Source organism: Streptomyces sp. NPDC002054 (genome assembly GCF_040296685.1).
Classification (GTDB): Bacteria; Actinomycetota; Actinomycetes; order Streptomycetales; family Streptomycetaceae; genus Streptomyces.
The window spans coordinates 132,433-147,584 of the sequence record NZ_JBEOXT010000023.1 but is presented as its reverse complement, the minus strand read 5'-3'; the positions used below and the strand labels follow the sequence as shown (position 1 = coordinate 147,584).

Genomic DNA, 15,152 nt, shown 5'->3' with positions numbered 1-15,152 from the left:
CGCCGGAGGAGTTGTGGCAGCTGCTGGCGTCCGGTGGTGATGCCATTGGTGAGTTCCCCGTGAACCGTGGCTGGGACCTGGACCGGCTCTACAGCGCCGACCCTGACCAGCAGGGCACGTTCTACGCCCGTGAGGGCGGCTTCATCCACGACGTCGCCGACTTCGATGCCGACTTCTTCGGGATCTCGCCGCGCGAGGCGCTGGCGATGGACCCGCAGCAGCGGCTGCTGCTGGAGACCTCGTGGGAGGCCTTCGAGCGGGCAGGCATCGACCCCGCCGCTGTGCGCGGCAGCCAGGCCGGTGTTTTCGTCGGCACCAACGGCCAGGACTACGGAGCGATGCTCCAGACCGTTCCGGACGGTATCGAGGGCTTCCTCGGGACGGGCAACGCGGCGAGCGTCGTCTCCGGCCGCCTCTCCTACGCGTTCGGGCTCGAAGGCCCGGCCGTCACCGTCGACACCGCGTGCTCGGCCTCCTTGGTCGCCCTGCACTGGGCGGTCCAGGCGCTGCGTAGCGGCGAGTGCTCCATGGCGCTGGCCGGTGGTGTCACCGTGATGTCGTCGCCGGGGGCGTACGTCGACTTCAGCCGTCAGCGTGGGCTGGCGGAGGACGGCCGGATCAAGGCCTTCGCGGCTGGGGCGGACGGGACCGGCTGGGGCGAAGGCGTGGGCATGCTGCTCGTGGAGCGGCTGTCGGACGCCCAGCGGCACGGCCACCCGGTCCTCGCGGTGATCCGCGGCTCGGCGATCAACCAGGACGGCGCGAGCAACGGTCTGACGGCGCCGAACGGTCCGTCGCAGCAGCGCGTGATCCGGGCTGCTCTGGCGAGCGCGGGCCTGTCGGCCACCGATGTGGACGCGGTCGAGGCGCACGGCACGGGCACCAAGCTCGGTGACCCGATCGAGGCGCAGGCGCTCCTGGCCACCTATGGCCAGGAGCGGCCGGCCGACCAGCCGCTGCTCCTCGGCTCCATCAAGTCCAACATCGGACACACCCAAGCCGCGGCCGGCATCGCCGGCATCATCAAGATGGTGCTGGCCATGCAGCACGGGGTGCTGCCGCAGACCCTGCACGTGGACGAGCCCACCCCGCACGTCGACTGGGAGGCGGGGGACATCGCCCTGCTGACCGAGTCGCGCGAGTGGCCGGAGACCGGGCGTCCGCGCCGGGCCGGCATCTCCTCGTTCGGTTTCAGTGGTACGAACGCCCACACGATCATCGAGCAGGCGCCGGCCATCGATGGCGAGGAGGACTCCGCGCTGCCGCAGGAGCGGTCCGGCGGTCTCGTGCCGTGGGTGCTGTCAGCAAAGAGCGAGGCGGCCCTGCGGGTCCAGGCCGAGCGCCTGGAGGCATGGGTCGCGGCGGACGAACTCCTCGAACCCGCCGACGTGGCCTACTCTCTGGCCACCTCGAGGTCGGCCCTCGAGCGCCGGGCCGTCGTGGTCGCGGAGGAGCGGGACGGGCTCCTGGCCGCTCTGAAGGCCCTCGCAGCCGGCGAGCAGACGCCGGGACTGGTCCGAGGAACGGTGTCCGGGGGCGGTCTGGCCTTCCTCTTCACCGGGCAGGGCAGCCAGCGTCTCGGGATGGGACGTGAGCTCTACGACGCCCACCCCGCCTTCGCGGACGCGCTGGACGCGGTCTGCGCCCGGATGGACGCCCACCTGGAACTGCCCCTGAATGACGTGCTGTTCGGCTCCGATGCGAAGTTGCTGAACCAGACTGCCTACACGCAGCCTGCGTTGTTCGCGGTCGAGGTCGCGCTGTTCCGGCTGCTGGAGTCGTGGGGGGTGAAGCCGGACTTCCTGGCCGGGCATTCCATCGGTGAGATTGCTGCCGCGCATGTGGCGGGTGTGTTCTCGCTGGATGACGCGTGTGTGCTGGTGGCCGCCCGTGGTCGTCTGATGCAGGCGTTGCCTGCCGGTGGGGTCATGATCGCGGTGGAGGCGTCGGAGGATGAGGTTCTTCCGCTGCTGACCGACCGGGTGAGCATCGCCGCGATCAACGGTCCGCAGTCGGTTGTCATCGCGGGTGACGAGGATGCGGCGGTTGCGATCACCGAGTCGTTCACCGGTCGCAAGTCCAAGCGGCTGACCGTCAGTCATGCCTTCCACTCGCCGCACATGGACGGGATGCTGGCCGACTTCCGCAAGGTCGCGGAGGGGCTCACGTACGAGGCCCCGCGCATTCCGGTCGTGTCCAACCTGACCGGCGCTCTCGTCTCCGACGGTGAGATGGGCTCGGCCGACTTCTGGGTGCGGCACGTTCGGGAAGCGGTCCGCTTCCTCGACGGTGTGCGCGTACTGGAAGCCGCGGGCGTCACGCGATACGTCGAGCTCGGCCCCGATGGCACCCTGTCCGCTCTCGCCCAAGACTGCGTAGCGGAGGACAGCACGTTCCTGCCCGTGCTCCGCAAGGGCCGGCCCGAGGCCGAGGTGCTCGTCAGCGCCCTCGCCCAGGCCCACGCCTGCGGCGTCGCCGTCGACTGGGAGGCGTACTACGCCGGCACCGGAGCCCACCGCGTCGACCTGCCCACTTACCCCTTCCAGCGCAAGCGCTACTGGCTGGAGGAGGCGGCGCCCCGCCCGTCGGCTGCCGAGTCCGGTGCGGTGGACGCCGCGTTCTGGGAGGCCGTCGACAACGCGGACCTCGCCGCCCTCACCGCCACCCTGGAGATCGATGCCGACCAGCCGCTGAGCGCCCTGCTTCCCGCGCTGTCCGCCTGGCGGCGGCAGCGCGCGGAGCGGTCGGTCGTCGACGGCTGGCGGTACGCGGTCACCTGGAAGCCGCTGGGCGATCCGGACTCGGCCGCCCGCCCCGCCGGCACCTGGCTCCTCGTCACCGCGTCCGGTCACCCCGCGCTCCCGGGCATCGTGACCGCCCTCCGGGCGCAGGGCGTGGACGTACGGGAGGCCGTGCTGGACGTGGACACGACGGACCGTGCCGCCGTGGCCGACCGGCTGCGTACGGCGCTCGCCGGGAACCGCGCCGACGGCGTGCTGTCCCTGCTGGCGCTCGCCGAGGCTCCGCACCCCGCCCATCCGGCGGCGCCGGCCGGGCTGCTGCTGACGGGGGCGCTTGTGCAGGCCCTCGGTGACGCCGAGGTCGACGCGCCGCTGTGGTGCGTGACCACCGGGGCCGTCGCGACCGGAGCCTCGGACCGGGTACGGAGTGCTGCGCAGGCGCAGATCTGGGGCTTCGGCCGGGTCGTCGCCCTGGAGCACCCCGAGCGCTGGGGCGGTCTGGTGGACCTGCCCGGCGCGGTGGACGGACGGGCCCTCGACCGGCTGCTCGCCGTACTCGGCAGCGGGGACGAAGACCAGGTCGCCGTACGGTCCGCCGGTCTCCTCGCCCGCCGGATCGCGCACGCCACCGGGGCCGCGGACAGCGGCGACGGCGGTTCGGGGCGTGCCCCCTGGCGGGCCCGCGGCACCGTCCTGATCACCGGCGGTACGGGCGCCCTCGGCGCGCACGTGGCCCGCTGGCTCGCCGCGAACGGCGCCGAGCACCTGGTCCTGGCGGGCCGGCGCGGGCCGCAGGCGCCGGGTGCCGAGGCTCTGGTCGCGGAGCTCGCCGGGCTCGGAGTCCGGGCTACGGCCGTCGCGTGCGATGTGACCGACCGGGAGTCCCTCCGCGGGCTCCTCGCCACCCTCCGCATGGACAGTGCCGACAGCGCTGGCCTGACCGCCGTCTTCCACACGGCGGGCGTCGGCCAGTTCGCGCCGCTCGCCGAGACGGGACCGGGCGATGTCGCCGCCGTCCTCGCCGCCAAGGTCGCGGGCGCCGAGCACCTCGACGAGCTGCTCGGCGACACGGAGCTGGACGCCTTCGTCCTCTTCTCCTCCATCGCCGGCATCTGGGGGAGCGGCGGCCAGGCCGCCTACGCGGCGGCCAACGCCCACCTCGACGCGCTGGCGCAGCGGCGCCGCGACCGCGGGCTGACGGCCACCGCCGTCGCCTGGGGCCCGTGGGGCGAGGGCGGGCTGGTCGCCGACGACGAGGCCGCCGGGCAACTGCGACGCCGCGGCCTGCCCGTGATGGCTCCCGAGCTGTCGATCGCCGCTCTGCAGCAGGCGCTGGACGCGGGCGACACCACCGTGACGGTCGCCGACGTCGACTGGGACCTGTTCGTCCCGGCCTTCACCGCCGCCCGGCCGCGCCCGCTGATCGCCGACCTTCCCGAGGTCCGTCGCGTACTCGCGGAGGAGCAGCACGGCATCGGCAGCGGCACCGGCACCGGCAGCGGGGATGGCACCGAAGGTGAAGCGGCCCGGCTGGCAGCCGAGTTGCGGGGCATGGGCGCCGACGAGGCCGAACGGACCCTGCTCGGCGTGGTCCGTACGCACGTCGCCGCCGTCCTCGGCCACGACGGAGCCGCCACGGTCGAGGCGGGCCGGGCCTTCAAGGAGCTGGGCTTCGACTCGCTCACCGCGGTCGAACTGCGCACCCGCCTGGGTGCCGCCACCGGACTGCGCCTGCCCGCCAGCCTCGTCTTCGACCACCCCACGCCCGCCGCCCTGGCCGCGCACATCCGCGCGGAACTCCTCGGCGAGGACACGGCGCCCGCGCTGCCGGCGCTCGCGGAGATCGACAAGCTGGAGTTCCTCCTCTCGTCGGTCCCCGGGGACGACACCGCCGAACGCGCCCGCGTGACGGCACGGCTCGAAGCGCTCCTGGCGAACTGGAACAGGACGGAACGGGCCGCCCTCGCCCCCGAGGAGGACGAGGAAACAGCCATCGAATCGGCGTCCGCCGAGGACCTCTTCGACATCATCAACAACGAATTCGGAAAATCCTGACCTGATGCCCGATCCGATGCCTGATCCGGTGATCCAGTCCATTTCGTATTCCAGTTCCCGTATGCATTCCGCATTTCTCCAGGAGGTGACGTTCCAGTGGCCGGCGTGAACGAAGAAAAGCTTCTCGAAAACCTGAAGTGGATGACCACGGAGCTGCGGCGGGCCCGTCGCCGTCTCCAGGAGGTCGAGCAGGACGCCCGTGAGCCCATCGCCATCGTCGCGATGAGCTGCCGTTTCCCCGGCGGAGTGCGGTCCCCCGAGGACCTGTGGCGACTGGTCTTCGAGGGCGGCGACGCCATCACCGGATTCCCCGAGGACCGCGGCTGGGACATTGCCTCCCTCGCCGATCCCGACCCCGACCGCAAGGGCACCTTCTACAACACCGGTGGTGGATTCCTCGCCGACGCCACCGCGTTCGATCCCGGATTCTTCGGCATATCGCCGCGCGAGGCCCTCGCCATGGACCCGCAGCAGCGCCAGATCCTGGAAACCTCGTGGGAGGTGTTCGAGCGCGCCGGAATCGATCCGGCGTCCGTACGCGGCAGCCGCACCGGCGTCTACATCGGCGCGGGCGCCATGGGGTACGGGGCCGACCTCAAGGAGGTCCCGGAAGGGCTCGAAGGGCTGCTCCTGACGGGCGGCGCCACCAGCGTCCTGTCGGGCCGGGTCAGTTACGTCCTCGGCCTGGAGGGCCCCGCCGCCACCATCGACACGGCCTGCTCCTCCTCCCTCGTCGCCCTCCACCTGGCCACGCAGGCCCTGCGTCAGCGCGAGTGCTCGCTCGCCCTGGTCGGCGGCGTGTGCGTGATGCCCACCCCCGACGTGTTCGTCGAGTTCAGCCGTCAGCGCGGTCTCGCCACCGACGGCCGCTGCAAGTCCTTCGCCGCCGCGGCCGACGGCACCGGCTGGTCCGAGGGTGTCGGCGTCCTGCTGGTGGAGCGCCTCTCCGACGCCCTGCGGAACGGCCACCCCGTCCTCGCCGTCGTCCGCGGCTCGGCCGTCAACCAGGACGGCGCCAGCAACGGCCTGACCGCCCCCAACGGCCCCGCCCAGCAGCGGGTCATCCGCCAGGCCCTGGAGAACGCCCGCCTCTCGGCCGCCGAGGTCGACACCGTGGAGGCACACGGCACGGGTACGCGGCTGGGCGACCCGATCGAGGCGCAGGCGCTGCTGGCGACGTACGGGCAGGACCGCCCGGCCGAGCAGCCGCTCCGCCTCGGATCGCTGAAGTCCAACATCGGTCACACCCAGGCCGCCGCCGGTGTCGCCGGCATCATCAAGACGGTCATGGCAATCCGCCACGGGGTCCTCCCGCAGACCCTCCACGTCGACGAGCCGACCCCCGACGTCGACTGGTCGGGCGGAGCGGTGTCGCTGCTCACCGAGCCCATGGCGTGGCCCGAGACCGGGGCCCCGCGCCGCGCCGCCGTCTCCGCCTTCGGCGTGAGCGGCACCAACGCGCACACCATCATCGAGCAAGCCCCGGAGGACGACGCCGACGGTGAGGGCGTCAGCTCGGTTCCGGTCCCGGCCGCCGGCCGGCCCGCCATGCTGCCCTGGACGCTCTCGGGCCGGAGCGCCGCCGCGCTGCGCGCCCAGGCGGCCCGGCTGATTGCGGTCCGGGCCCAGGAGGCCGGCGCGACCTCGGCCCTCGACCTCGGCTACTCGCTCGCCACCACGCGCGCCGCCTTGGAGCACCGTGCGGTGCTCGTCGGCCGCACGGACGCCGAACTCGACACCGCCCTCGCCGCGCTCGCCGCCGGCGAGGACGCCACGGGCCTGGTCACGGACACCGTGGCCGAGGGCAGGACCGCCTTCCTGTTCACGGGGCAGGGCAGCCAGCGGCTGGGTATGGGCCGGGAGTTGTACGAGACCTACCCGGTGTTCGCGGACGCGCTGGATGCGGTGTGTGAGCGGTTCGACCTCGAACTGCCTTTGAAGAGCGTGCTGTTCGGTACTGATGCCGATGTGCTGGACCGGACGGAGTACACCCAGCCGGCCCTGTTCGCGGTCGAGGTCGCGCTGTTCCGGCTGATGGAGAGCTGGGGCCTGCGGCCGGACGCCGTGGCCGGGCATTCGATCGGTGAGATTGCTGCCGCGCATGTGGCGGGAGTCCTGTCCCTGGACGATGCGTGCACGCTGGTCGCTGCTCGTGGTCGTCTGATGCAGGCACTGCCGACCGGTGGCGTGATGATCGCGGTGCAGGCTTCGGAGGACGAGGTTCTTCCGCTGCTGACCGAGCGGGTGAGCATCGCGGCCGTCAATGGCCCCCAGTCGGTGGTCATTGCCGGTGACGAAGACGCCGTGGTCGCCGTCGCGGAAGCCTTCCCGGGGCGGAAGACCAAGCGGCTGACGGTGAGCCACGCGTTCCACTCGCCGCACATGGACGGCATGCTCGACGCCTTCCGCCAGGTGGCGGAGGGGATTACGTACGAGGCCCCGCGCATCCCGGTCGTGTCCAACCTGACCGGTGCGCTCGTCTCCGACGGCGAGATGGGCTCGGCCGACTTCTGGGTCCGCCACGTCCGCGATGCCGTCCGCTTCCTCGACGGCGTCCGCGCCCTGGGGGCCGCCGGGGTGACGACGTACGTCGAGCTCGGGCCCGACGGCGTCCTGTCCGCGCTCGCCCAGGACTGCATCACCCGCGAGGGCGCGGCCTTCGTCCCCGCGCTGCGGAGCGGTCGGCCCGAGCCCGAGACGGCCCTCGCCGCCCTCGCCCGCGCCCACTCCCGGGGTGCCAGCGTCGACTGGTCGGCATACTTCTCCGGCACCGGCGCCCGGCGCGTCGACCTGCCCACCTACGCCTTCCAGCACGAGCGGTACTGGCTCGAGCCCGGCGCCGCCGCGGCCGGCGACGTCAGCGTGGCCGGACTCGACCCTGCCGCGCACCCGCTGCTCGGCGCGGCCGTTACTCTGGCCGGCTCCGACCGCGTGCTGTGCACCGGCCGGCTCTCGCTGCGCACCCAGCCCTGGCTCGCCGATCACACCGTGGCCGGTACGGCGGTGCTGCCGGGCGCCGCGTTCGTCGAACTCGCCGTACGCGCAGGTGACCAGGCCGGCTGCGGGCAGGTCGTGGAGCTGGTGCTCGACACGCCGCTCGCGCTGCCCGTCGACGGCGACGTACGGGTCCAGGTGCTTGTCGACAACCCCGACGAGCAGGGCCGCCGTGCCTTCACCGTGTCCGCCCGGCCGGAGGGAGACGCCACCGAGGGCACCGTATGGACGTGCCACGCCCGCGGAATCCTCGCTCCCGACGCGCAGGACGCTCCCGCCGCGTCGTCCGACCTCGCGCAGTGGCCGCCCGCCGGGGCGGAAGTCGTCGACCTCGGCCACCTCTCCTCCGACACTCAGGTGTTCCGGGCCGTGGAGGCGGCCTGGTGCCGCGACGGCGAGTACTTCGCCCAGGTCCGCCTGCCCGAAGGTGACACGCATGCAACGGAGTTCGGCCTGCACCCGGTGCTGCTCGATGCCGCCGCGCATGCCGCCGTCACGCTGACGGAGGCGCAGGCGCACGCCGATGGCCCGGGCAGTGTCTGGTCGGACGTGGCCCTGTACGCGGAGGGCGCCGGAGCCCTGCGCGTACGGATCCGGCCCGCCGTCGACGGGGCGTTCGCCCTGGACCTCGCCGACGATCTCGGTGACCCCGTGGCCTCCGTCGGCCGACTCGCCCCGCAGCCGTACTCGGCGGAGACCGTCGGCACCCTGGACCAGGTCCCGGCCGTCGTGCGCGAGGCACTGTTCCAGCTCGACTGGGTGCCGCTGCCGTTGTCGCTGCCGCTGGAGGCGTCTGACTGGGCGGTGCTGGGCGGTGCCGGGTTCGGCCCGGCCGCCGCCCGCTACGCCGACCTGGCGGAGCTGGGCGCGGCGGTCGACGCCGGCGCCCCCGTCCCGGCGTACGTCCTCGCCCCCTTCCCCCGGCAGCCCGCCGGGACCGTCCCGGACGCCCTCCGCGAGGCCACGCACCGGGCACTCGCCCTGGCGCGTGCCTGGCTGGCCGACGACCGGTTCGCGGAGTCCCGTCTGGTCGTCGTGACCAGCGGCGAGGATCTGCCGCATGCCGCCGTCCGCGGTCTGCTGCGGTCGGCGGAGACGGAGAACCCCGGCCGCTTCGTCCTGGCGGACGTCTCCGACCCGGCCGACCTGGCAGACCCGGCCGACGCCGCCGTCCTCGCCGCGGCCCTCGCCTCCGGCGAGCCGGAGCTGCTGCTCCGCGACGGAGCCGTGCTCGTTCCGCGCCTGCGCCGCACCCGTACGACGGGCACGGGCACCCCTGGTACCGCAGCCATCGACCCGAACGGCACCGCCCTGATCACCGGCGGCTCCGGCACCCTCGCCGGGATCGTCGCCCGCCACCTGGCCACCACCCACGGCGTACGCCACCTGCTGCTGCTCAGCCGCCGGGGCGCCGACGCCCCGGGCGCCGCCGAACGCACCGCGGAGCTTGCCGCGTTGGGCGCCGAGGTCACCTGGGCCGCCTGCGATGCCGCCGACCGCGACGCCCTGGCCGCCGTCCTGTCCGCGATCCCCGCCGAGCACCCCCTGACCACCGTGGTCCACACGGCGGGCGTCCTCGACGACGGCGTGCTCGGCTCCCTCACCCCCGAACGCCTGGACACGGTCCTGCGGCCCAAGGCCGTCGCGGCCCTCCACCTCCACGAGCTCACCCGCGACCTGCCGGTGACGGCGTTCGTCCTCTTCTCCGCCATCGCCGGCACCCTCGGCAGCGCCGGCCAGGCCAACTACGCGAGTGCCAACTCCGTCCTCGACGCCCTCGCCCAGCACCGCCACCACCAAGGCCTTCCGGCCACCGCGCTCGCCTGGGGCCTGTGGGCCGACGCCAGCGGGATGACCGGCGGACTCGACGAGACCCAGCTGCGGCGCATGGAACAGCAGGGCATGGGCGCCCTCTCCGCCGCCGACGGCATGGCTCTGCTCGACGCGGCGGTCACCTCCAGCCGCCCCGCCCTCGTCCCCGCCCGCCTCAACCTCACCGCCCTGCGCGACGCCGCCGCGCCCGGCCCGGTCGCCCCCGTGTTCCGGGAGCTCCTGGGCCCGGCGGGACGCCGTACCGCGCGCACCCGCACCGACGCGGGCACCCCGCTCGCCGAACGGCTGACCGGCCTCACCCGCCCCGAACAGGACCGGGCCCTGCTCGACCTCGTCCGGGCGCAGGTCGCCTCCGTACTGGGCCATGCCTCGGCCGAACAGATCGAGCCCGCCAAGGCGTTCAAGGACCTCGGCTTCGACTCCCTGACCGCCGTCGAACTCCGCAACCGCCTGGGCGCGGCCACCGGGCTGCGCCTGGCGACCACGCTCGTCTTCGACTACCCCTCGCCCACCGCACTGGCACAGCAGTTGCACACCGAACTCCTGGGTGAGGAGGAAGAGTTCGGCCCGGTCATGGGAGGTGTCCCGGGCGGTGTCCCCGGCTCCGACGACCCCATTGCGATCGTCGCCATGAGCTGCCGCTACCCCGGCGGCGTCCGCAGCCCCGAGGAGCTGTGGCGGCTCGTCGCGGCCGGCGGCGACGCGATCGCCGGACTTCCCGGCAACCGCGGCTGGGACACCGGCGAGCTGTACGCCGGGGAGGCCGCCGGCCGGAGCTTCGAGGGCGGCTTCCTCTACGACGCCGACTCCTTCGACGCCGACTTCTTCGGGATCTCTCCCCGCGAGGCCCTGGCCATGGACCCGCAGCAGCGACTGCTGCTGGAGGCGTCCTGGGAGGCGATCGAGCGGGCGGGCATCGACCCGTCGTCGCTGCGCGGCACCAGGGCCGGAGTCTTCGTCGGCGCCTCGTCCGGCGGCTACGACGCCCAGCTGGAGCGGTCCGGCGACGCGGATGGCGTAACGGGTCATGTGATGACCGGCAACGCGGGCAGCGTCATGTCCGGCCGCGTCTCCTACGCCCTGGGCCTGGAGGGTCCCGCCGTCACCGTGGACACGGCCTGCTCGTCGTCGCTGGTCGCCCTGCACTGGGCGATCCAGGCGCTGCGGGCCGGCGAGTGCACGCTCGCACTCGCGGGCGGGGTGACCGTCATGTCGACGCCCGGGACGTTCAGCGAGTTCAGCCACCAGGGCGGGCTCGCACCCGACGGCCGCTGCAAGGCGTTCGCGGCTGCGGCGGACGGTACCGGGTGGGGTGAGGGTGTGGGCATGCTGCTCGTGGAGCGGCTGTCGGACGCCCGCCGGAACGGTCACCCGGTTCTCGCGGTGGTCCGCGGTTCGGCCGTCAATCAGGACGGTGCGAGCAACGGCCTCACCGCCCCGAACGGGCCCTCCCAACAGCGCGTCATTCGGGCTGCTCTGGCGAGCGCGGGTCTGTCGGCTGCGGATGTGGATGCGGTGGAGGCGCACGGTACGGGTACCCGGCTGGGTGACCCGATCGAGGCGCAGGCGTTGCTGGCGACGTACGGCCAGGACCGCCCGGCCGGGCAGCCGCTGCTGCTCGGTTCGATCAAGTCGAACCTCGGGCACACCCAGGCTGCGGCCGGTGTCGCGGGCGTGATGAAGATGGTGCTGGCGATGCAGCACGGGGTGCTGCCGGAGACCCTGCATGTGGACGAGCCCACCCCGCACGTCGACTGGGAGGCGGGGGACATCGAGCTGCTGACGCAACCCGTGGAGTGGCCCGAAACCCGTCGGCCGCGGCGCGCCGCGGTGTCCTCGTTCGGTATCAGCGGCACCAACGCCCACACGATCATCGAGCAGGCCCCGGAGCCGGAGCCCATGGACCGGAAGGAGCCGGTGCCTTCGGCCGCCGACGGCCCGGTGCCGTACGTCCTGTCGGCCAGGAGCCCCGAGGCGCTCCGCGCCCAGGCCGCCCGGCTGCTGCCCGTGGCCGAGGTCACGGACGACTCCGGTCTCGTGGACCTGGCCTACTCCCTGGCCACCGGTCGTGCCGGCCTCGAACACCGCGCGGCGGTCGCCGCCGCCGACCGCGAGGGCCTGCTGCGCGCGCTTGCCGCTCTGGCGGCCGATGAGCAGGCACCCGGGCTGGTCAGCGGGACGGTGTCCGGGGGTGGTGGCGGCCTGGCCTTCCTGTTCACGGGACAGGGCAGCCAGCGGCTGGGCATGGGGCGCGAGCTGTACGAGACCCAGCCGGTGTTCGCCGCCGCACTGGACCAGGTGTGCGCGAGGTTCGACCTCGAACTGCCGTTGACAGACGTTCTGTTCGGGGCGGATGCGGAGCTGCTGGACCGGACGGAGTACACGCAGCCGGCGTTGTTCGCGGTCGAGGTGGCGCTGTTCCGGCTGCTGGAGTCGTGGGGCGTGCGGCCGGACTTCGTGTCCGGGCATTCGATCGGTGAGATCGCTGCCGCGCATGTCGCGGGTGTGCTGTCGTTGGACGATGCGTGCTCGCTGGTGGCGGCGCGTGGTCGTCTGATGCAGGCGCTGCCGGCCGGTGGCGTGATGATCGCCGTGGAGGCGTCGGAGGACGAGGTCCTGCCGCTGCTGAGCGACCGCGTGAGCATCGCCGCGATCAACGGTCCGACGTCCGTCGTCATCGCCGGTGACGAGGACGCGGCGCTCGAGATCACCGAGTCCTTCACCGGTCGCAAGTCCAAGCGGCTGACCGTCAGCCATGCCTTCCATTCGCCGCACATGGAGGGGATGCTGGCCGACTTCCGCAAGGTGGCGGAGGGGCTTACGTACGAGGCCCCGCGCATCCCGGTCGTCTCGAACCTGACCGGCGCGCTGGTCACCGACGAGATGGGCTCGGCGGACTTCTGGGTCCGGCACGTCCGGGAGGCGGTCCGCTTCCTGGACGGCGTGCGGGCCCTGGAGACCGCGGGCGCCACGACGTACGTTGAACTCGGCCCGGACGGTGTGCTGTCCGCCCTCGCCCAGGACTGCGTGACGGAGGGCGGCACATTCGTGCCCGTGCTCCGCAAGGGCCGGCCCGAGGCCGAGGTGCTCGTCACCGCCCTCGCCCGGGCCCACGTCCACAGCGTTGCCGTCGACTGGGACGCTTACTTCGCCGGCACCGGCGCCCGGCGCGTCGATCTGCCCACCTACCCCTTCCAGCGCAAGCGCTACTGGCCCGAGTCCGCCGGGCAGGTCGCCCCCGCCGAGAGCGAGGCCGACGCCCGGTTCTGGGAGGTAGTCGAGCGGGCCGACCTGACCGCCCTCGCCGACGAGTTCGACGTGGACGGCGACCAGCCGTTCAGCGCCGTACTGCCCGCCCTCTCCGCATGGCGGCGGGACCGGCAGGCACAGGCGCAGGTCGAGTCTCTCCTCTACCGCGTCACCTGGCAGCCGTGGTCGGGTCCGGAGCACGATGGCGGAACCCCCGCCGGCACCTGGCTGGTCGCCGTACCGGCCCCGCAGGCGGAAGACCCCTGGGTCCGCGCCCTGACCGACCGCATGGCCGACGACGGCGCCCGGATCCTGCCGCTCCCGCTCGACGTGTCCGACGCCGACCCGTCGGTCCTGCGCGCACGCCTGGCCGAGCGGCTGAGCGAGGCGGCGGTGGCAGCCGGCGGGCCGGTCACCGGCGTCCTGTCGCTCCTGGCGCTGGACGAGCGCCCGCACCCCGAGCACCCCGCGGTGCCCGTCGGACTCGCCCTCACCGCTGCCCTCGCCTCGGTGCTCACCGACCCGGACGGGCAGACCGGCTGCGAGGAAGCTCCCCTGTGGTGCGTCACCCGCGACGCTGTCGCCGCCGTACCCGGCGACCGGCTCGGCGGCGCGGCCCAGGCTCAGGTCTGGGGCCTGGGCCGGGTGATCGCCCTGGAGCACCCCGACCGCTGGGGCGGACTCGTCGATCTGCCCGAGGCGTGCGACGAGCGCGTCCTGTCCCGCCTGTCGGCCGTACTCACCGGTGACGGTGCCGGTGACGAGGACCAGCTCGCGATCCGCGCCGCCGGCCCGCTCGTACGACGCCTCGGACACGCCGAAACGACGACCGGGGCCCGCCCCGCCCACCGGTGGACCCCGCGTGGCACCGTGCTCATCACGGGCGGAACCGGCGCGCTCGGCCGCCACGTGGCACGGCACCTCGCCGAACGCGGCGCGGAACGGCTCGTACTCGTCAGCCGCAGCGGCGCCGCCGCGCCCGGCGCCGGCGAGGTCCGGGCGGAACTCGAAGCGCTCGGCGCGGCCGTGACCCTGGCGGCCTGCGACGTCACCGACCGGGAGGCCCTCGAAGCACTCGTCGTACGGCTCGCCGCCGACGGCACCCCGGTACGCGCCGTCGTGCACGCCGCGGGTGTCTCGCAGCCGCCCGGCACCGGCACCGACCTGCCCGGGTTCGCCCGGGTCGTGACCGCCAAGACCGCCGGCGCCGTTCACCTCGACGCGCTGTTCGACACCCCTGACTCCCTCGACGCCTTCGTCCTCTTCTCCTCCGTCGCCGGTGTCTGGGGCGGCGGCGGCCAAGGGGCGTACTCCGCCGCCAACACCTTCCTCGACGCGCTCGCCGAGCGCCGCGCGGCCCGCGGGCTCGCCGCCACGGCCATCGCCTGGGGACCGTGGGCCGACGGCGGTATGGCCACCGAGGGCGACGCGGAAGAGCAGCTCAGCCGGCGCGGACTGCCACCCGTGGACCCCGGCACCAACCTCCTCGCCCTGGAGCGGGCCCTCGCAGGCCGGGACGCGGCGGTCACCGTGGCCGCCGTCGACTGGGCCCGGTTCGCCCCGGTGTTCGCCGCGGCGCGCCCGCGCCCGCTCATCGGTGACCTGCCCGAGGTACGCGGTGCCCTGCGCGAGCAGGCCCCCGGCGCGGCCACGTCCGCGACCGCCGACCCGTCCGCGGCCGTGCTCCGCGAGCTCACCGAACTGTCCGGGGACGACCGCGGCGCGGCGTTCCTCGACCTCGTGCGTGAGCACGCGGCGGCAGCACTCGGCCACCCGTCCGCGGACGCCGTCGCAGCCGACCGGGCCTTCAAGGACCTCGGCTTCGACTCCCTGACGGCGGTCGAACTGCGCAACCGCCTGGGCGCCGCGTGCGGCCTGCGGCTGCCGTCCAGCCTCGTCTTCGACTACCCCAACCCCGAGGCCCTGACCCGCCACCTGCTGCGCACCCTCTTCCCCGAGGGCGGCGGCGGTACGGCCGCTCCGGACCTCGACACCGACCCGCAGGACGTGGAACTGCGCCGGACCCTGGCCACCATCCCCCTCGGCCGGATCCGCGAAGCGGGACTCCTCGACACCCTCCTGCGGCTCGCCGGACCCGACACCCCCGGCACCGACACCGGTGCGGGCGCCGCCGCCGACCCGGGCGGGTCCATCGACGAGATGGACCTCCAGGACCTCCTCGACCTCGCCCTCGACGGCGGTGGCGGCCTCGACGAGGACACCCCCGGCGACACCTCCACCTCCACCAGCAACAGCAACTTCTGACGTGCCCGAAGTGCG

The 15,152-nt window shown here is 73.7% G+C and carries 2 protein-coding genes; both read left to right on the top strand.

What is annotated here, in order from left to right:
- Nucleotides 1–4,796 (top strand): type I polyketide synthase (locus ABT123_RS21885; protein ID WP_351317163.1); only part of this gene is annotated, 4,796 nt, incomplete at its 5' end.
- A 105-nt stretch (nt 4,797–4,901) separates the two neighbouring features.
- Nucleotides 4,902–15,137: a type I polyketide synthase gene (locus ABT123_RS21880; protein WP_502971012.1), complete on the top strand. Its 10,236-nt coding sequence runs from the start codon at nt 4,902–4,904 to the stop codon at nt 15,135–15,137.
- Nucleotides 15,138–15,152 lie beyond the last annotated feature (15 nt).